The sequence below is a fragment of the Paraglaciecola chathamensis S18K6 genome, from assembly GCA_000314955.1.
Lineage (GTDB): Bacteria > Pseudomonadota > Gammaproteobacteria > Enterobacterales > Alteromonadaceae > Paraglaciecola > Paraglaciecola chathamensis.
This window is the reverse complement of the sequence record BAEM01000026.1, coordinates 1-19,703: the sequence shown is the minus strand read 5'-3', so window position 1 is coordinate 19,703 and position 19,703 is coordinate 1. Positions and strand designations below refer to the sequence as shown.

Annotated in this window: 21 protein-coding genes; 17 read left to right on the top strand and 4 right to left on the bottom strand. The window is 45.5% G+C overall.

Translation table 11 applies throughout. The features are described from left to right. The 5 genes from lysA to GCHA_RS07910 all read left to right on the top strand — a co-directional run bounded on the left by lysA (nt 1) and on the right by GCHA_RS07910 (nt 4,598). On the top strand, nt 1-1,248 hold the full coding sequence (lysA, locus tag GCHA_RS07930; RefSeq protein ID WP_007986899.1) for a diaminopimelate decarboxylase: 1,248 nt from the start codon (nt 1-3) through the stop codon (nt 1,246-1,248). A gap of 150 nt (nt 1,249-1,398) precedes the next feature. Further along, the gene (gene dapF, locus GCHA_RS07925) at nt 1,399-2,229 is read left to right on the top strand and encodes a diaminopimelate epimerase (protein WP_007986897.1); all 831 of its coding nucleotides are present in this window, start codon (nt 1,399-1,401) and stop codon (nt 2,227-2,229) included. Further along, the gene (locus GCHA_RS07920; protein WP_007986895.1) at nt 2,226-2,924 is read left to right on the top strand and encodes a DUF484 family protein; all 699 of its coding nucleotides are present in this window, start codon (nt 2,226-2,228) and stop codon (nt 2,922-2,924) included. Before dapF ends, GCHA_RS07920 begins: the two co-directional genes overlap by 4 nt. Further along, complete coding sequence (locus tag GCHA_RS07915) at nt 2,924-3,820, top strand: tyrosine recombinase XerC (protein ID WP_007986893.1); 897 nt, start codon at nt 2,924-2,926, stop codon at nt 3,818-3,820. Before GCHA_RS07920 ends, GCHA_RS07915 begins: the two co-directional genes overlap by 1 nt. Nucleotides 3,821-3,884: 64 nt before the next feature. After that, nucleotides 3,885-4,598, top strand: a complete 714-nt coding sequence (locus GCHA_RS07910) for an HAD-IA family hydrolase (protein WP_007986891.1) — start codon at nt 3,885-3,887, stop codon at nt 4,596-4,598. Nucleotides 4,599-4,655: 57 nt separating this feature from the next. Here GCHA_RS07910 and cysE read toward each other — a convergent pair whose 3' ends face one another. Beyond that, a complete protein-coding gene (cysE, locus tag GCHA_RS07905) occupies nt 4,656-5,435 on the bottom strand; it encodes a serine O-acetyltransferase (protein WP_007986889.1) in 780 nt (259 codons plus the stop codon). 147 nt (nt 5,436-5,582) lie between these two features. Between cysE and uvrD the strand changes: the two genes are divergently transcribed. Next, the gene (gene uvrD, locus GCHA_RS07900; RefSeq protein ID WP_007986887.1) at nt 5,583-7,757 is read left to right on the top strand and encodes a DNA helicase II; all 2,175 of its coding nucleotides are present in this window, start codon (nt 5,583-5,585) and stop codon (nt 7,755-7,757) included. Between the two features lie 99 nt (nt 7,758-7,856). Further along, nucleotides 7,857-9,101, top strand: coding sequence for a GGDEF domain-containing response regulator (locus GCHA_RS07895; RefSeq protein WP_007986885.1), 1,245 nt, complete (start codon nt 7,857-7,859; stop codon nt 9,099-9,101). A 5-nt stretch (nt 9,102-9,106) separates the two neighbouring features. Here the strand turns inward: GCHA_RS07895 and rarD are convergent, their stop codons facing one another. Continuing rightward, a complete protein-coding gene (gene rarD / locus GCHA_RS07890; protein WP_013752582.1) occupies nt 9,107-10,015 on the bottom strand; it encodes an EamA family transporter RarD in 909 nt (302 codons plus the stop codon). Nucleotides 10,016-10,183: 168 nt separating this feature from the next. Between rarD and GCHA_RS07885 the strand changes: the two genes are divergently transcribed. From GCHA_RS07885 to GCHA_RS07875, 3 genes are all read left to right on the top strand, one after another. After that, complete coding sequence (locus GCHA_RS07885; RefSeq protein WP_007986879.1) at nt 10,184-10,444, top strand: hypothetical protein; 261 nt, start codon at nt 10,184-10,186, stop codon at nt 10,442-10,444. 370 nt (nt 10,445-10,814) lie between these two features. Then, nucleotides 10,815-11,387 (top strand): YqaA family protein, encoded by a 573-nt coding sequence (locus GCHA_RS07880; RefSeq protein ID WP_007986876.1) that lies wholly within the window; start codon nt 10,815-10,817, stop codon nt 11,385-11,387. Nucleotides 11,388-11,411: 24 nt separating this feature from the next. Further along, nucleotides 11,412-12,335, top strand: coding sequence for a formate/nitrite transporter family protein (locus tag GCHA_RS07875; protein ID WP_007986873.1), 924 nt, complete (start codon nt 11,412-11,414; stop codon nt 12,333-12,335). Nucleotides 12,336-12,431: 96 nt separating this feature from the next. Here the strand turns inward: GCHA_RS07875 and GCHA_RS07870 are convergent, their stop codons facing one another. Continuing rightward, on the bottom strand, nt 12,432-12,827 hold the full coding sequence (locus GCHA_RS07870) for a DUF2177 family protein (protein WP_007986871.1): 396 nt from the start codon (nt 12,825-12,827) through the stop codon (nt 12,432-12,434). Nucleotides 12,828-13,104: 277 nt separating this feature from the next. On the opposite strand from GCHA_RS07870, the gene GCHA_RS07865 reads away from it, so the two are divergent. From GCHA_RS07865 to GCHA_RS07840, 6 genes are all read left to right on the top strand, one after another. Beyond that, nucleotides 13,105-13,545, top strand: a complete 441-nt coding sequence (locus GCHA_RS07865; protein ID WP_007986869.1) for a hemerythrin domain-containing protein — start codon at nt 13,105-13,107, stop codon at nt 13,543-13,545. Nucleotides 13,546-13,614: 69 nt separating this feature from the next. After that, a complete protein-coding gene (locus GCHA_RS07860) occupies nt 13,615-14,145 on the top strand; it encodes a peroxiredoxin-like family protein (RefSeq protein ID WP_007986867.1) in 531 nt (176 codons plus the stop codon). A gap of 120 nt (nt 14,146-14,265) precedes the next feature. Continuing rightward, nucleotides 14,266-15,888: a diacylglycerol kinase family protein gene (locus GCHA_RS07855; protein WP_007986865.1), complete on the top strand. Its 1,623-nt coding sequence runs from the start codon at nt 14,266-14,268 to the stop codon at nt 15,886-15,888. Nucleotides 15,889-16,228: 340 nt separating this feature from the next. Beyond that, nucleotides 16,229-16,765: a CC0125/CC1285 family lipoprotein gene (locus GCHA_RS07850; RefSeq protein ID WP_007986861.1), complete on the top strand. Its 537-nt coding sequence runs from the start codon at nt 16,229-16,231 to the stop codon at nt 16,763-16,765. 132 nt (nt 16,766-16,897) lie between these two features. After that, nucleotides 16,898-17,923, top strand: a complete 1,026-nt coding sequence (locus GCHA_RS07845) for a mechanosensitive ion channel family protein (RefSeq protein ID WP_007986859.1) — start codon at nt 16,898-16,900, stop codon at nt 17,921-17,923. 314 nt (nt 17,924-18,237) lie between these two features. Next, nucleotides 18,238-18,681 carry a ferritin-like domain-containing protein gene (locus GCHA_RS07840; RefSeq protein ID WP_007986857.1) on the top strand — a complete coding sequence of 148 codons (444 nt, stop codon included), beginning with the start codon at nt 18,238-18,240 and terminating at the stop codon, nt 18,679-18,681. Nucleotides 18,682-18,765: 84 nt separating this feature from the next. Here GCHA_RS07840 and GCHA_RS07835 read toward each other — a convergent pair whose 3' ends face one another. Next, on the bottom strand, nt 18,766-19,134 hold the full coding sequence (locus tag GCHA_RS07835) for a DUF3703 domain-containing protein (RefSeq protein ID WP_007986855.1): 369 nt from the start codon (nt 19,132-19,134) through the stop codon (nt 18,766-18,768). A 368-nt stretch (nt 19,135-19,502) separates the two neighbouring features. Between GCHA_RS07835 and GCHA_RS23200 the strand changes: the two genes are divergently transcribed. Beyond that, on the top strand, nt 19,503-19,703 hold a 201-nt coding region (locus tag GCHA_RS23200), incomplete at its 3' end, for a hypothetical protein (protein ID WP_039992236.1).

The window sequence follows — 19,703 nt, the reverse complement described above, 5'->3', positions numbered from 1 at the left end:
ATGGATTTTTTTGGCTATAAAAATGAAAAACTCTATGCAGAAGACGTATCCCTGCACGACATTGCTCAAACCCATGGAACCCCATGTTATGTGTATTCTAAAGCCACTATCGAGCGCCATTGGTTAGCCTTTGATAAAGCAGCTGGCGCACATCCACATTTAGTCTGCTATGCAGTAAAAGCCAACTCTAACCTAGGTGTATTAAGTGTTCTGGCAAAGCTCGGTTCAGGCTTTGATATTGTGTCAGGTGGTGAGCTATTACGCGTCATAAAAGCGGGGGGTGACCCGAGCAAAGTTGTTTTTTCTGGTGTAGGTAAAACCCCAGAAGAAATCGCATTAGGCCTCAAGCACAACATCAAGTGTTTCAATGTTGAATCACCAGCAGAATTAGAGCGTATTAGCCAAGTCGCTGTTGCTGAAAATAAAATTGCTCCTATTTCAATTCGGGTTAATCCAGACGTTGACGCGAAGACGCACCCCTATATTTCTACTGGTCTAAAAGCCAATAAATTCGGTATCGAGCGTGAACAAGCGGTGGAAGTTTACCGCCATGCTGCTTCATTACCCAATTTAGAAATAAAAGGCATCGATTGCCACATCGGTTCACAGCTAACCGAAATTGCACCATTTGTTGATGCGCTTGATAAACTATTAGTGCTTATTGATGAACTAGCCGAAAATGGCATTACCTTAGCGCATTTAGATGTCGGCGGCGGCTTAGGGGTAACCTACAAAGACGAAACGCCTCCTCACCCTGATGAATACACCCAAGCCATCGCGCAGCGAATGCAAGGCCGTGAAGATTTACAGCTTATTTTTGAGCCGGGTCGCGCCATTATGGCCAACGCCGGGGTGTTATTGACCAAGGTAGAATTTTTAAAACAAGGCGCTGAAAAGAATTTCGCGATCGTTGATGCCGCCATGAACGATTTAATTCGTCCTGCATTATATTCAGCTTGGCAAAGTATTATCCCCCTTGATACTTCGCTCACCCGTGAGAGCGCAGTTTATGATGTTGTTGGGCCAATATGCGAAACCGGCGACTTCATCGGCAAAGAGCGCGAATTAGCAATCGAAGCGGGTGATTATTTAGCGGTACGCAGTGCCGGCGCTTATGGTTTTGTGATGGCCTCAAACTACAACAGTCGTTGTAAAGCCGCTGAAATCATGGTCGACAAGGAAAACGTCATAGTAGTGCGTGAACGTGAAACCCTTGAAGATTTATGGCGTGGTGAAAGCACGCTATAAGGGTATCAAGCCCCTGTTTGCACCATCCCTTAGCCAAGATGGTGCAAATCCATAGTCAGCAGTGCTTTGAAATGATATAACCATCATTATAGGTACTTGATACAAGGGCGATTGTCGTCTGATTAAGTGATTTTTACGTAAGTGGCACACATGCAAGTTCAGTTTTCAAAGATGCACGGTTTGGGCAATGACTTTGTCGTTATCGACAACGTGACTCAAAACGTTTTTTTCAGCAAAGAGAAAATTGCCCAGTTGGCGGATCGCAACTTCGGCATCGGCTTCGACCAATTATTAGTCGTTGAGCCTCCGTACGACCCAGAACAAGATTTTCATTACCGCATATTTAACTCAGACGGTTCAGAAGTTTCCCAGTGTGGTAATGGTGCTCGCTGTTTTGCTCGCTTTGTGAAAATGAAAGGGTTGACCAACCGCAATAAAATAGTGGTCAGCACCAAAGCTGGCCGTATCGTGTTGTATCACGAGCGCGATGGGCAAGTGACCGTTAATATGGGCGAGCCCGAGTTTGAGCCTTCGAAAATCCCGCTCAAAGCTAACAAGCAAGAAAACATTTATATCATCCGTGAAAATGACCATACCTTTTTTTGTGGCGCGGTTTCCATGGGTAACCCACACTGTGTATTATTGGTCGATGATATTGCAACGACGGATGTAGAAGGCATAGGCAAAATGTTAGTCGCTCATGAACGCTTCCCTGAAGGGGCAAACATTGGCTTTATGCAGATTCTAAACAGCGGACACATAAAACTTCGCGTTTACGAACGTGGCGTTGGCGAAACTCTCGCCTGTGGTAGCGGTGCTTGCGCAGCAGTAGCTGTAGGGCAAATGCAGAAAAAATTAAACAAGGACGTCACAGTCGATTTACCCGGTGGCACCTTGAAAATTCGCTGGCAAGGGCCAGGGTCAATCTTAAAAATGACAGGGACAGCGGAACATGTCTTTGATGGGAATATCACGTTATGAATGAAGCATCTGGTCAGCAAAAAAGCCAACTCGACGATACGTCCGCCTTTGCTGAACCGGATGGTGTAACTGAGCAGCAGGTGGCAGTCTACCTCGCACAGCATCCTGAGTTTTTCGTGAAACACCCCGCTCTACTCGAGCAATTACAATTGCCCCATGCCCAAAAGGGCAGCGTGTCATTGGTTGAACGCCAAAGCGAACAACTGCGACAAAAAGTGCGGTTACTGAATACTAAACTCAGCCAGTTGATTGGTATTGCTAAGCAAAACGAAGCTATATACCGAATTTATGCTGATTTGAATCTTCGCGTCTTGAAATGCACTGACATTAGCTCAGTGCAGTTTGTGTTAGAAGACGTGATGCAAGAGCAGTTGAACCTTTCCTCTGTTGCTCTAAAGCCTTACAAAGGTGCCTTTGCGCTACCGGAAATTCAACGTAAACTGTTCGCTGAAAAGCGCTTTAAAGATAACGACTTTTTCTTCGGGCGCTTGAGTGAACATGAGAAAAAGCTGCTTTTTAGTGACCAACAAGCAGAATCCGTAGCTTTGCTGCGTTTAGGCGATAACGGTGAGCTAGGTATTTTAGCCATTGGCAGTAACGATCCTGGGCATTTTAACCCAGACATGGATACCCTGCTTATTACCCAGTTACAGCAGTTTTTAAGCATACTGCTTCCCAAACTTCTGGCTTATTAATGACTGCGCAGCCAAGCCTGCAACCCTTGCTAGACAAGTACTTTGACTACCTCAAGTACGAACGTAATTTAGCCGCTAAATCGATTGAAAATTATCAACGACAATTCGCAAGCATTTGCCAAACCTTAAGCATTTCAAGCTGGTCAGCACTAAGCGTTGAGCATGTGCGCCAAGTACTCAATCACGCTCGACGCCAAGGTTTAAGCCCACGTAGTATTGCGCTTCGATTATCTGCGTTACGTGGATATTGTGCCTACTTGGTTGAGCTTGAGGTATTGTGCAGCAACCCAGCCAAAGCGGTTCAAGCCCCCAAGCAAGGCAAACCATTACCCAAACAACTCAATGTAGATGAAATGCATCAGTTGCTGGATTTCGATGATGTCTCACTGCTCGCTATTCGTGACAAAGCCATGCTCGAACTGACCTATAGCTGTGGATTACGCTTAGCTGAGTTAGCAGATTTAAATCTCAATAGCTTGCAAGATGACGGGCAATTACGGGTCATGGGTAAGGGGAGCAAAGAGCGCTTGCTGCCAGTAGGCAAAAAAGCACTAACGTGCGTCGGACAATGGCTAAAAGTGCGCGGCGAGTTAGCTGATGGAAATGAACCTGCCCTGTTTTTAAGCAAGCACAGAAGGCGTATCAGCCACAGACAAATAGCCAAACGCATGCAGTTGTGGGCCAAACAGCAGCATCTAGATCAAGATATTAATCCGCATAAATTACGTCACTCTTTCGCTACCCATATTCTCGAGTCGAGCGGTGATTTGCGCGGCGTGCAGGAATTACTCGGGCATGCTAATTTATCTACCACACAAGTGTACACCCACTTGAACTTTCAACATCTGGCCAGCGTATACGATACGGCGCATCCAAGAGCCAAAAGGCGAAAGTAGTTATCCAACCGATAAGTGATGTCGGCTGATCATCAGCGCAAGAAAAAAGGACAGAACCGAAAACATGATTTATTACCGTAAAATCGGCGACATTAAAGCCCTAACGTTCGATCTCGATGACACCCTATACGATAATTACCCTTATATCATACGCGCGGAACACGCCTTAATTGAATTTTTAGGTGGCTTTGCTCCAGAGCCTTCCCACAGTCACCCAGGGTATTGGCGTGAGCATAGGCTCAGCACTCTGAAAAACAAGCCAGAACTGCACAGCGACATGGGCATGTTACGCCGCGAGGTATTAACCAGCGGCATTCAAGCGTTTGGACACAGCGGTCAAGCGCTAAAAAGCGCGGTAGATGAAGCCTTTGATTTCTTCTATTTTGAGCGCAGCAATTTCAAGGTCGCAGAAGAAGTCACGCAAACGCTGAGCAAACTCGGCGAGCGCTGGCCCTTAGTCGCTATTACCAATGGCAATGTGAATTTAGAGCAAATTGGTATCGCGGATTACTTTCAAAAAAGCTTTCACGCAAGTTTGGCTTTCCCTATGAAGCCCAACAGTGCCATGTTCGACGCTGCACAGCAGTTACTCAAAATGCCAAGGGAGACCATTTTGCACGTGGGTGATAATTTAGAAAAAGACGTTTTAGGGGCAAAAAAAGCCGGTTTTATGAGTGCTTGGTATGCAGTGAATCGCCCTATGAGTCTGAGCAGCGAAGATGTCACTGTATTACCGGATATCCAGCTAGAGCATTTAAGCGAGCTTTGTGATTTGTAGCTGTTTATCTGGTTGTTATTAGATTCGCGTGATTTCGTTACCACGCGAGCCTAGATACTAATCTTCTAATACGTTTTGACGCATTGTCTGGCAAGGGTTTTGGCAGCTTGGCTTACCCACAATTTTTGCTGGCACGCCTGCCACAGTCACATGGGGCGGAACATTAGCCAGTACCACACTGCCCGCACCGACTTTGGCTCCAGGGCCAATTTCGATGTTACCCAAAATTTTGGCGCCGGCACCAATCATCACGCCATGGCGCACTTTTGGATGCCTATCACCGACCTCGTTACCTGTGCCGCCCAGCGTAACCGACTGCATAATCGACACATTATCTTCAATCACAGCCGTTTCACCCACCACTATGCCAGTGGCATGGTCAAACATAACGCCTTGGCCAATATACGCTGCCGGGTGAATATCCACAGACAACACTTCAGAGCTGCGACTCTGAATAAATAACGCCAATTCATGGCGGCCCATTAGCCACAACATATGAGCAAAACGATGCACCTGAATGGCGTGAAAGCCTTTAAAGTACAACAACGCAGTTAAATACGACTTGACCGCCGGATCGCGCTCGAATGTGGCTTGAATGTCAAACACTGTGGCTTCAACCAGCAACGGCTGGTCGCGGTAGGCTTGGTCCAGCATGGTACGCAGTGCATCCGCTGACATGACTTTATCTGAAAGCTTGTTTGATAAGATAAAACTCAGCGCCCCTGCGAAATCTTGCTGCTTCAAAATACATTCATTAACATAAGTGGCAAGTAAGGGTTCTTTGTCTGTCATTACCTGTGCTTCATTTCGAAGGGTTTGCCAAAATTTGTTGTCCACGCGTATCCACCTTATCTCTGCATTAGTCGGCAGTGTAGTCAGTTGTTATTTCAAAGCCCATTAATGACTAAGAACAAATTCATTAATTGTATAAAAACACAGTATAACTGTTATAATGCGTTCATAATTCTACAGCATTTTTCCCCCATGGATGTATCTCGACTCTTAGAACAACTCAACGATAAACAACGCGACGCCGTGGCCTCACCGGCTGCTGACATGCTTATTTTGGCTGGCGCAGGCAGTGGTAAAACCCGTGTTTTAGTGCACCGTATTGCTTGGTTAATGGAAGTAGAAGGCATTGCCCCTTGGGGGATTCTGGCCGTTACGTTTACCAACAAAGCGGCGCGGGAAATGCGCGGGCGTATCGAAGAGTTGCAAGGCAGTGCACTGAGTAATATGTGGATTGGCACGTTTCATGGCATCGCCCACAGATTGCTGCGCACCCATTATGCGGAAGCTAAGTTACCCGAGAACTTTCAAATTTTAGATTCTGATGACCAATACCGCTTAGTGCGCCGCGTCATAAAAAGTATGAATCTAGATGAAAAACAATGGGCCCCTAAACATGTTCAGTGGTACATCAATGGCAATAAAGATGAAGGCTTGCGCCCAGAACACATCGACACCCACGGCGATTACAACCAGAAAAAACTCTGTGAAATTTATCAGGTGTATCAACAAACCTGCGAACGTGCTGGTTTAGTCGATTTTGCCGAGTTATTACTACGCGCTCATCAATTATGGGTAGAAAACCCAGAGCTGCTTAAGCACTATCAAAATCGCTTCCGCGCGGTACTGGTGGACGAATTTCAAGATACCAACAACATCCAATATGCATGGCTACGCCTGTTGGCTGCCCCCACTAACAATATGATTATTGTTGGCGATGACGACCAATCTATTTATGGTTGGCGCGGTGCCAACGTACAGAATATTCAGCATTTCTTACGTGACTACCCCCAAGCGAAAACCATACGCTTGGAGCAAAACTATCGCTCTACAGGTAATATTCTTAAAGCAGCTAATGCGGTTATCGATAACAACCAAGGTCGGCTAGGCAAAGAGCTATGGACTGAGGGTGCCGATGGCGAGCCTATCTCTTTATACGCTGGCTTTAACGAGTTAGATGAAGCCCGCTTTGCAGTATCACGTATCAAAGACTGGCAAACCCAAGGTTACGCCCTTAGCGATTGCGCCATTTTATACCGTAACAACGCTCAATCTCGCGTGCTCGAAGAAGCCTTATTGCAAGAATCAGTGGCCTATCGAATTTATGGTGGTCTGCGATTCTTTGAACGCCAAGAAATTAGAGACGCTTTAGGTTATCTGCGCATCATTAATCAACAAATTGACGATGCTGCATTTGAACGCGTGGTTAACACCCCAACGCGGGGCATAGGTGATAAAACCTTGGCTCAGGTGCGCGAACAAGCCAAAGAAAGCGATTTGTCCATGTGGCAAGCGAGCTTACAATTGCTGCGAGAAAAGCGCCTTTCTGGGCGGGCTGCGAATGCGCTGCAAGGCTTTATCGATTTAGTTTTATTGCTGCAAAAAGACACCCAAGACTTACCCCTTGAACAGCATGCTGATCACGTGATTAAGCATTCCGGTTTATACGCCATGTACAAAGCAGAAAAAGGCGAGAAAGCCCAAGCGCGTATTGAAAACTTAGAAGAACTCGTTACTGCTTGTAAGCAATTTGCGCCCCCTGAAGAAGCTGAAAACATGAGCCCTATGTCTGCATTTCTCGCCCATGCTTCACTTGAAGCCGGTGATGCGCAAGCGGATAAACATCAAGACGCGGTGCAGATGATGACCATTCACACAGCTAAGGGTCTTGAATTCCCTATGGTGTTGTTGGTCGGTGTCGAAGAGGGCATGTTCCCGAGTCAAATGAGTAACGATGAACCGGGTAAAATCGAAGAAGAACGTCGCTTATGTTATGTAGGCATGACGCGCGCCATGCAAAAACTCTTTCTAACCTACGCTGAAAGTCGCCGCGTTTATGGCCAAGACAAATACCATACGCCTTCTCGTTTCATCAAAGAAATACCCAGCGAATACATTGAAGAAGTCCGCTTGCGTACCAAAGCAACGGTTGCACGACCAATGCAAAGCCGTTTTCAGTCATCCGCCAGCCATACCGCGTTTGATTCCACGGGGTTTAAACTCGGCGAACGAGTGGCACACCGTAAATTTGGTGAGGGTACCGTACTTAATTACGAAGGCAGCGGCGAACACGCCAGAGTGCAAGTCAATTTCGATAATGTCGGCAGTAAATGGTTAGTATTGTCATTCGCCAAACTTGACCGAATATAGACCATTGCTGATTAAAACCGGTTTACTTTTTTAACCGAGTACGTTGTAGTTACCTCGAGTGATTGCACTCCCGTGCTCAGAAAAAGGTAAACTTGTTTTATGCGCCCAAAAGTACTGATCATTGACGACAACGAACAATCCGTAGGTGTCATTGCCAGTCTCATCGTTAACGCTCAGCTAACGCCAGTTAGAGCCACCAGCCTAACGGCTGCCCAGCATATATTTTCACGTTCTGCACCAGAAGACTTTCTGTGTGCCATCGTCGATTATCGCCTCCCAGACGCCCCACACGGCCAAGCAATCGACTTCACCCTAGCTTCGTTTTTGCCCACCATAGTCACTACTGAATTCTTAGACTCACAAACCAGAGCCGGTATTCTGGACAAAGACGTTATTGATTACATCCTCAAAGAAAGTGAACAGGTATACGAATACCTGAGTGTGTTACTCAGTCGGTTATATAAAAACAAACATATTGGCGTTTTAGTTGTAGATAACGCACGTGTTCATAGGGCGCGCAGTACAGCGTTGTTGCGCCGGCATAACTTTATGACCTACGAGGCAACAACTGGGCAGCACGGACTTGAAGTACTCACGCGCCAGAGTCATATCAAGCTAGTGATTGTGGCCAATGATTTACCAGGCCCGAGCGGCATCAAAATGCTCAGCGAAGTTCGACAACGAGCAAAAAAAGAAGATATCGCTGTGATCGGTTTGTCTGACAGAGGCGATACTGGGCTATCTGCCCGCTTTATCAAAAGCGGGGCGAATGACTTTCTGACCCAGCCTTACGGCCAAGAAGAATTCTTATGCCGAATTATGCAAAACATAGAATATATAGAAAATATCGAGCTTATCAGACGTGCGGCCAATTCTGATTTTCTCACTGGCCTGCCCAATCGTCGTCATTTCTTTGAGCGGGCAGCGGCTGCACTTCAGTTAATCCCGGTTTGCCAATGCTTAGCTCTTATCGATATCGACCATTTTAAAAAAATTAATGATACCTATGGTCATGATTGTGGTGATTATACCTTAAGGGAAATTGCTAAATTAGTCGCTGACACCTTCAAGCAGCATATTCCGGCCCGCTTTGGCGGTGAAGAATTTTGCGTTTTTATGCCGAATATTAAGCTGCACACGGCAGTGCAAATATTTAATGATTTCCGCCAAGCCCTCACTGACATCGAGTTCAAATTTGAGGGCCAAACATTTCATTGCTCTGTCAGTATTGGCGTGACCGCTATAGAACATGGGGGCATAAGCGGCATGCTGCGTAAAGCGGACGAATATCTGTATCAGGCAAAAAATAACGGCCGAAATCGTGTTGAGCACGACCCCAGCTAAGTACGCTAAGCCTGCGCCTGTTTAAGCGCCTTCTTTACTTTTTGGTATTGGCGTAAGGAATCATAACTAAACAATCCTAGCGCCAACCAGACAAACGCGAACATAACTAATTTGCTGTTATCCAGCGGTTCACCGTAAACCGCAGCAGCCAATACAAACATCAGGCTTGGGCCGATGTATTGGAAAAAGCCTAAGGTCGAAAACATGATGCGCTTGGCGGCTGCCGTAAAACATAACAAGGGCGCTGTAGTGACGATGCCAGCGCAAATCAAGGTAATATTTAAAGGCAGGTCATTAGTGAGCATATTGCTGTACTCACCCGCGAACCAAATCCAGTAGACGATAGCAGGTGGGAGCAAAAACACACTTTCAATTAGCAACCCTGGTAATGAGTCCACCGCGACTTGCTTTCGCAATAAGCCGTATATTCCGAACGTGCCAGCAAGTGCAAGTGCAACCCAAGGCAACTGGCCGTAACTGACGATAAAATACGCTACACCTGAAAGCGCTAAGCCCACGGCAACTTTTTGCATGCGTCGTAACCGCTCACCTAAAAATAGGCGTCCTAGGAATACATTTAGCAAGGGATTGATGTAGTAACCTAAACTGGCATCAAGTAGATGATTATTATTGATTGCCCAGATGAAAATAAACCAGTTTGCGGCCAACAGTAATCCGGATATCAATAGAATCTGCATGACCTTCGGATTTAATATCGCCTGCTTTACCTTATTAATTTTACCGGTCACAGCCACCAGTAAAACTAATACCAGCACAGACCAAATAATGCGATGCATCAAAATTTCCATTGCTGGCACTTGGCCAATCAATTTGAAATACATTGGCGCAATACCCCACATGGTGTACGCCGCGATTGCGAATAAGACGCCCGATTTCACCGCTTTATCATTCATTTCAAGCCCCTTTTACCATCAAGCGCAGGAGTGTGAATTAACTACCTTGGAAAAGCAATGTGCGTAGTTACATTCAAGTCTTCAAGCCTACAGTCTTTTTCATACACTGAAATAATACAGGCTGGATATCGGTCTTGTTTTATCATCAAAATCCAAAAGGTAACCCAATTGATATACAAAAATATTGGACTATTAAATCAGCTTTTTAACCCTACTTTGGTCAAGCGTTCGCTTGCCACGGCGCTAACTGTTGGTGCGATCCTAAATGTGATTAACCAATATGACGGTGTATTTGGACAAGCACCGATTCTGTGGGGGAGTATGCTCCTAACGTTTATCGTCCCTTACTTCGTCTCGTCTATTTCCGGTATGTTAACCCTACGCCAATTCGCGAGGCAGCAAGCAACAAAATCGTCGACATCTGAATAAGCCTAAGAGCGATTTGCAGCTCTATCCAGAGGGCTACTCGCCATCGACCTTGGGTAAGCAACCTAAATACTGGATAAGTAAATATTGCAAAAAATCCCTCTAAATCAGCCCGCGCCGAGTCAATATTTGCTGTTTAGGACAACGTTGTTGCATCCAAATTGCGTTTATACGCGCAAATTCACAAGTATGGGCATAAGCTGGACCACCGCGATCTATAAGGCTTAAAGCAGTATTAGTTTACAGATCTGGTTTGCGCGCCAATAACTCACTCATTCCCCGCCGTCCTTTGGTATATATCCTGCACAGTCAGTCTACTCGTTTCATTCTCTACTTGGTTTACATCAAGCCCAAGTTTTTATACAGGACGAACATGGTCACGTATTTTAAAAATAAGACTAAGCAATTTATAGAATCTAAAAACATGTATCTTGTTTTGGTCATCGCCTCATTTTTAGAGTCGATCATTGTCCCTATTCCCCTTGAAGCCGTGTTGATCCCTTTAATGCAGGCCAAGCGTGAAAAAATATGGCTGTTAGCGACGTTGGCCACCTTAGGTTGTATTTTTGGTGCCATTATCGGCTACGGCGTCGGTTATTATCTTTTTGACCAATTCGCCGAGCAAATCGCCAGCTGGTTTTCGGACCCTCAGCAGCTAGAGAATGTTAAAACCCAGATGCAAGAACAAGGCTTCTGGTACGTATTGTCCGTAGGCATTATTCCCGTTCCTTTTCAAATTGCCATGCTAGCAGCTGGTGCTGCTAAATACTCTTTGGGCCTATTCTTATTAGCGACTTTTATTGCCCGCTCTATTCGTTATTTCGGCCTCGCACTGTTAGTCAAATTGGCGGGTAACCAAGCTGAAGCGCTATTTAAAAAATATAAGATCCCTACAGCCATCGGGCTCACTCTAATAGTGGCCTTGATATGGTGGATAAAACATTAATTTACATTGATTCAAGGATAAACAATGAGTGATGATCTAGAGCACGGCGAACACGATCATGAGGCGAAAATAGTTTCCCCTTCTGGTGAGCTATTGTTTAATGAAAGCACCAAGGAGCGCTCCAAAGAGCGTACCCGCGAGAGTCAAGAATACGCTTCTGTAATAGTTAAGCGCGTGGACGAAACCTTTCGCCACCCCGATGACATTCTTGAAAAAGCCATAGACGAAGGGGTTGAACAACTAGCCCGTCCGAGCATGTCGCTGTTCATGTCTGCGCTCGCTGCAGGCATGATCATCTGCTTCACCGTACTTGCCGTAGGCGTAATGACAACCATAGTCGGTGACATGTCTACAGGCTTTAATCGGGTATTGGTGGCTTTAGTGTATCCGCTAGGATTTGTGATGTGTATTTTAAGTCGTACCCAGTTATTTACCGAGCACACAGCCACAGCTTTCTACCCGATTCTCGATAGGCGCATCAGTGTATTTCGCATGTTTCGCCTGTGGGGTATTGTGATTGCAGGCAATATTATCGGTGGTATTTTCAGCGCCGGACTCTTAGCCCTGAGTGACGAGGTGATACATGCCAGTGAGGGTTACTTCATTATCGCAGAGCACATTTTGTCTTACTCACCTCTAACACTGCTCATAAGTGCCACCTTGGCGGGTTGGTTAATGGCGTTAGGTGCGTGGACTATACTTTCAACTCACTCCACGACCAGCCAAATACTATGTATTTACATCGTTACTTTTATTATCGGCCTTGGTGGCTTGCATCACTCGATTGCAGGCTCAGTAGAGCTACTAGTGGGCTATTTCACCTCAGATCAACTGTCTTTGATAGAGATGTTAAAGGCTCTTGCTGTCGTACTTCTTGGCAATGCAATTGGCGGCTCTGTCTTTGTCGCGTTACTGAATTACAGCCATATTCGCAAACTTAATAAATAGCCGCAAAGCCACGACAGCCCATACTGTCGTGGCGCTATGTTCATTTACACTGCACTGTACTCGCTCTGTACACGCTCTGTGTATTCGATTCATCAATCAGCGGCGAGCTAAACGCCAACCGCAATAGCTGCTTAAACTGGTGACAACTGCGCCCCATACCCAATCTTGCAAGCTTATCCCTAAAGGCCAGTCAGCCAATAACGCATAATTTGTCATATTGTACGCACCATAGGCTGCTGCACCTAAAACGCCTCCTCCAATGAATACACCACTGGCTTTTTCAGCGTTAAACTGTGGCCGAATGACTAAGTAAACCATCGCCATGCAATACAGGGTATAAAACACAATCCAAGGCCAAATATGCACCTTGTCGCGCATTAAACCTTCCATCGCTTGCGTGTAGTTATCTTTCGCTATGAAGCCAAGCCATAGTGCGTCCAGCAATAAAAAACCGAGTAATGAACCCACATATGCACGAATTACTTGTGTCACCTTTCCTCCTAAGCGTGAACGCTAATATTTAAAAATAGGTTGTAAATTTGCTCCCTACATACTGTTACGCTCACGCGCCAAAATCGACCACTGTGACCAAAAACCAAACAGAAATAACTACTTAATTTGTGTAAATTTTACCACTCCGGCCTTTCTTAAATACTAAAACGAAAACGAAAAAACCATACTATTCAGTTAGTTATAATTATTAGGCGATTGGTACAAAGCTCGCATTAGCGTAAAGACAATAATGAAAGCAAAACAGTGAGAGGAACCCATGAAAATTTTTGAAGCGTTACGCAAAGATCACGATGTTCAAAGAGACTTAATGGACACATTATTAAATACATCTGGGAAAAGCGAGCAACGTGTTCTCGCGTTCAGCCAATTAAAAGACGCATTGGAACGTCACGCGCTCGCTGAAGAACGTTACTTCTATGCCCCTCTCATGAAGTCAGACAAGATGGTTGACCCATCGCGTCACGCGATATCTGAACATCATGAAATCGACGAAATGATCGAAAAGCTTGAAGCGACCGACATGAGCTCTTCCGCTTGGTTGACGCACATGAAAAGTCTACAGCACTTAGTACTTCACCATTTAGACGATGAAGAACAGCAGTTTTTCCAAATGGCAGGAAAGGTTCTCAATGAAACGCAAAAAGATAAGTTAGCGACTAGCTATCGCCAAGAAATGCGCGAACAACAATCAGCTTAAACAGCTCATTGCATCGCCATTTACTAGCCTTAGACATTTTACTCAAACGCCCCCATCAGGAGGAACAAAATGAATTATGAAAAATTAACCCCAGGCGCCAGCTTCCCCAGCATTCAAGTGCTCGATAAAGACGGGAAAACACAAAGTTTAGTCGCGCCTCAAGAGGCTGAAAATTGGACACTATTAGTTATTTATCGTGGCGTGCATTGCCCTATTTGTAGTAAATACTTAACCCAATTGCAGGAAATGCGTTCGCAATTTCAAGACATAAACGTCGACATTGTGGCGGTGTCAGCAGATTCGGTGGACCAGCTCAATACCAAGCTTGCCGATGTATCAGTTGAATTTCCTGTATACGCCGGATTGAACAAAGATCACATGCGTAAATTAGGTTTGTATGTTTCTCAGCCCACCTCAGACGCAGAAACTGACCATGACTTCCCTGAGCCTGGTTTATTTGTCATCAACAATGACAACAAAGTGCAGGTATTGGAGATTGCCAATAGTCCATTTGTGCGCCCTGACTTGAAAATGCTGGTATCAGGTTTAGGTTATACACGAAAAAATGACTACCCCATTCGAGGCACAAAAACTATCTAGAGTGCTGCAAATGAGTCTGTGTGCGTTTGCTGCACACAGGCTGAGTCACTTCACATACCTGGTTAATTGTTCACCATTGAATCGTCAAAATAAGCGTTATTGCACGAAAGGAACCGCAGCATGTTTATCGTAAAGTATTATCTTGGTGGGGCACTCTTCGCTTTATGGTTAGCTTACGTCAGTACTAGCCTATTTATTGCTATACCTTTGATATGGATCGCATTGTCATTAGTGACTGTTAGTAGTGCATACGCCCTGCAAAAACCGGCTATTTTTCGTAAGAAACAAGACGGCTCGATCCCCTTTTACATTCGCTGGTTGTTTATCCCATTTTTGCTCGGTGCACAGCTCTATAACGCTTGGTCACGTAAGCATGACAAAGTCCCTGCAATTCAACAAATTGACGATGACCTATACCTCGCCTGCCGTTTATTTCCTAGTGACATTGAGTACCTACAGGAAATGAACGTCAAAGCCATACTCGACGTAACTGCTGAATTTGACGGCCTAGACTGGACCGCAACCTCAGAGGATTTGGCCTATCTAAATGTACCTGTTTTAGACCATCAAAGTCCCACGGAAGAAGATTTAATCAGCGCAGTGAATTGGATTGAAAACCAGCGCCGCGCAAACCGTGGCGTCGTAGTACACTGTGCACTAGGACGAGGGCGTTCGGTACTCATCATGGCGGCTTACTTACTCAGTAAAAATCCAGATTTGAGCGTACGCCAAGCAATCACGATGATACAAGACGTACGTGAAACCGCGCGGCTAAACTCCCACCAGCTTAGGGCGTTAAGCAAGGTGTTCGAGCAGGGCAAGCTCGTCTTGTCACAGCCGACCTGGTTAATTGCTAACCCCGTGTCAGGGGGTGGGAAATGGGTAGAAAATCGAGATTTTATTGAACAAAGGTTGTCTGCGTCGTTGCAGCTTCACATTGTAGAAACCACCCCAGAAATCAGCGCCGCCGATTTAGCAGAACAAGCTCTCAAAGCCGGGGCTAAAACAGTAATTGCCTGTGGCGGTGATGGCACCTTAACAGAGGTAGCATCGGCCTTAGTCAATAGCGACACACATTTCGCGATCATTCCTCTTGGCACGGCAAACGCACTTGCCCACGCATTGTTTGGTAGTCAAAGTAAAGTGATGCCTATAGAGGTCGCCTGTGAACACATTGAGAATGGCCAGCCAACTAAAATAGATACCGCTTATTGTAACGGCGAACTCATGCTACTGGTCACCGCCCTAGGATTTGAGCAAAAAATGGTTGAAAATGCAGACCGCTCTGAAAAAGATGTTGCTGGGCAACTCGCGTACATCAAAGCGCTTTGGGAAGCGGTTAACGTAAATGAATCACTGACCCTGTCAGTGAGCATTGATGACGAACCAGAACGCGAGCTGCCAGTGTGCAGCTTAGTAGTAGCAAATGCTGCGCCTTTTACCACAGTTTTAGCTCAAGGTGGCGGCGAACCCAATGCGAAAGATGGTCTGTTAGACCTTACTTGGTTGCCACCACAAGCGACATTCGGTGACCATATGTTTAGCTTGTCAGAACTTATCGCGCCGAACCTATTTAGCGATGAGGAAAATAAAAATGTACATCATCAACACATTCAGCGCATAAAGATTCGCGCGCAGCAGCCCTTACAGTACGTTGTTGATGGGGAGACCTACCAAGCAGAAACGCTGGACATTAAGGTAAACCCCAATTCACTTACTATGCTGATAGCTGTGCCCTCATAGCCATGGCGCGGTTTAATCGCTGTGCTCATTTTAATCGCTGTGGCCTTTTAGTCGCTGTCGCTATAATCCACTGATAGCCGCTTCAACAGTAAATCGCACTTCATATTCCAAAAGGAAAGCCCAAGGCTTTCCTTTTTTCATTTCCTGGGCAACGAACCACCTCGCGCTTGTGTGCACTTTTTACTTTTTCAACAGTAAAACTTGCCAAGCAATGAAATGATAAATCTCTGTAAGTCCCTGTTTTAAAGGGGTGCAGGGTTGGCCCCGATATTGAATTAAGCATTACATATAAAATTAAGCACGCTGCCTTCGCCAGCCAAGACCTTAAAGAGTATGACTAATGAATATATTGCCAGACTACATATTGTTAAAACCGACCCTAACGTTATGCATGATTTGCCTTTGCTTATTCGGTTGTAGCACAGTTCCCCCTACGCAATATCAAGCTGCTGTAGAAAATGGCGATAATGGATACAGTCACGTCCAGTTGAGCGACAACCAGTACCGTGTATTGTTTAAAGGCAATAAAACCACTGACGAAGATGATGCAAAGAATTACGCTCTGCTGCATGCCGCAGAACTCACCACCGCCCAAGGATATACTTGGTTCACCATAGTCGATAGCGATCTTGACGTAGAAACAAAAGAACTAACACGTGTAGGCCCTACAACGACGAAGCCTGTACGCGGTGAAACGACCTGCGGTTTATTAGGCTGTGCCACGCCAAGTTCCCCCAATTACGCCGGTGGCGAAGTCACGACCAAGCAAGTAAAAGAAAATATTATGTCATCTTTACTGATCACTATGGGCAAGGGCGAGCCCAAAACCCCATTGAAGGTGTTTGATGCAAAACAACTTGCGCAAAACCTTCGCTAAACACGATTTAACACTGCTGCGCCTGCACTGCACTCACACTGCATTAACAGCGCGTTCCCGCTTGCGAGCCCCGAATATTCGGTGCTCGCTTTTTTCGTTTCTAACTCTGTTTCACCTACTTAGGATCATATAATGGAATTTACAGCGCTCGGCGAATTTTCCTCTCTGATAACCGACAAGCTTCAAAGCTGGCTAGAGCAAACAATTGCTCACTTACCTAATTTTGTTGTCGCTATTCTCATCACCATTGTCTTCTCAATACTCGCCAGAGTGCTTAGCAGGATGCTAAGAAAAGGCTTACACCGTGCTTTAGAATCAAGGCAAATAGCCGACCTGCTTGCGTCTATATTCAAAGCCATCGTCATGTGCACTGGGCTATTTATCGCTTTGGAATTTCTAGGATTGTCTGGCACCGTGACCTCACTGTTAGCCGGTGCAGGCATTGTCGGGTTAGCCATAGGTTTTGCGTTCCAAGATATGACAGAAAACCTTATAGCTGGCATCGCAATGGGGATCAGAAAACCATTTGAACTAGGTGATGTGGTGCAGGCCGAAGGCGTATTCGGTAACGTACGCGCCATTAATTTACGCAACACAATAGTCGAGACGTTTTTTGGTCAGATAGAGGTTATCCCGAATAAAATTTTATTCCGAAACATCCTAACCAATTACTCTACTATCGGTGTGCGCAGGTTAGAGATCCCTGTGGGAATTTCCTATGGTGACGACCCAGCAGCTGCGGCCAAATTGCTCACTGATAAAATGAACGAGTGTGATTTTGTGGTTAAAAAAGAAGAGACGGCCGTTTACGTCGAAAGCTTCGGCGATAGCAGTATCAACATGCTGGTATGGTTTTGGATAGATTACCCTGGGGATACGGGCTTTATGGTTGCTCGACACGAAGCTGTGATCCTAATCAAAAAGACCCTTGAAGAAGCAGATTTCTTAATTCCATTCCCGATTCGAACCTTGGATTTTGGCGCCAAAGGCGGAGAGAAGTTAGATGCAATGCTGAGCAGTCAGAAACACCCAGGTGAGCAAAAAGCCGAAACAAACGACCAGTCGCAAGAAAGTGCTTCAAAACAAACGTTTAGTAAGGAGCATGCCACTAAAGCTGATGCCCCATCATCACCTAGTGACGGCGAATCACAAAGTTAATCCTAGTTATATGTGGGCACCTCGTCTACCGAGGTGCTTTAGGTATTAAAGCCGCTCCTGCCACGTACTTTATTCAAGTCTAAATGCAAACTTTACTCGGTGTAATTTTAAACCCCGACAAATACCAATTCCTCTTGCAAAAAATCTCGCCACCCCAAACCAAAAACCCGACTAAACCCTTGTATTAAATAAAGTTTTTTAACTTAAAGGTAATTATAGCAGTATAAAAAATAAGTGGTATAAGCGTTGCAATAATACATATAACTCAGAGCAACTCTCTGACGACGACAAGTTTAATCACAAAGGAGTAATCTATGTCTAATCCAAATCATGTTGAAAAAGTATCATCGATTATCAAAGTTCTAAACGGTGGCATCGAGTTCTATTCAGACGCCATAAAGAAAGTGGAATCGCAGAGTATCAAAACTGTATTCCAGCAAATGATTAACGACAAACAAACTGCTATTACTACCTTGCAACCTTTCGCAGTCGCTGAACAAGGCGATTATGAAGATGACAACGCAATGGCCGTTGATATCAGAAGTATGTACACCAAGGTGATCAGCTCGCTTACCTCTAACAGTGACCATACATTTGTCAGTCAGTTAGAAGAAGTGGAAGACAAAATTCTTGCTGAATTACGTGAAGCGCTTAAAGAAGATCAACCCGCTGCCTGTACCATGGCACTCAATAAAGTGTTGACCGACATGAAGCGTAACCACGACCAAATGCGTTCGCTGCAAAAAAGCACCGCCTAAGCAAGCATTCGGCTTCTAGCCAAAGAATAAACAAATACCCCAGTGTCTGTGATGCTGGGGTATTTTTATGCGTGTAGCTTGATTTTAGGTGCGTTGTTTGGCTTTGGTAATTGCTGCTTGATTCTCAGGCTTGATGGGTAGCTTTTTAAAAGGACTCACATTTGTACCGCCCGTGTTACCCGCAGGAACTAAGCCTAATGCTGTCTTGCTTATCGCTCCGATGATTCGAAAAAGCTGACCTAAACACTCCTTCGCGTCATTTTGCCGAACAGCCCACGACAACATCAGGCAATGCACTTTTACATGCCACCAGGTCGACTCTTGGCCTAATACATGAGCACTTTCTAAATGCTGAAACGCTTTTGCAGCAAAGCCTTCCGCTTCCCGTGCTTCGGCCAATAAAATTTCTGACTTCACGTCATCTGCAATATTTCGAGCGAATTTATTCATCATGACATCCTCCTTTGCATGGGGTATTACCCTTGAACCAAACCTCTGGCCTCAAACACTATAGTTCACGCCCCAACTACCTTTATGAGTGCCAATAGTCGCTTATTATAACTCACTGTATTCCATTCTAACTTTGAGGTTAGCGCCAACGTTTTGCAAGCCTGTTAGGAAGAAGTCCCGCATGCGGGAAAGCAAAGCGCATGCAGTAGTGGCCGCAGACCATAAGTAAGCAAAGCGCATGCTTTAGTGAGCGCAGCGAATCAATTCGCGACTCAAACTTTCCCGATAAATGCAGCGACTTGTCAGATGGCCAGATATGGGTGAACCCGAGGCTTTTAGGAGCAGCGCTCCTGTCGGGTGAACGATTCACCATGGATGGTGAAGCTGGGCGCACTACCAAGGATGGGTCGAAACTGAGTTTTGTATTAAACGCCTTCGAAGAACCTGATCGGCGTGCGTTTTACAGGGATGTTTCCTCACGCCGGTATGACAAAAAAGACGCGGCTGTTAGCGGATTAGAAAGTTTGCCGGAGCACGGCCTTTCTTGGTTACTTATTTCGGCTGTTGGAAAG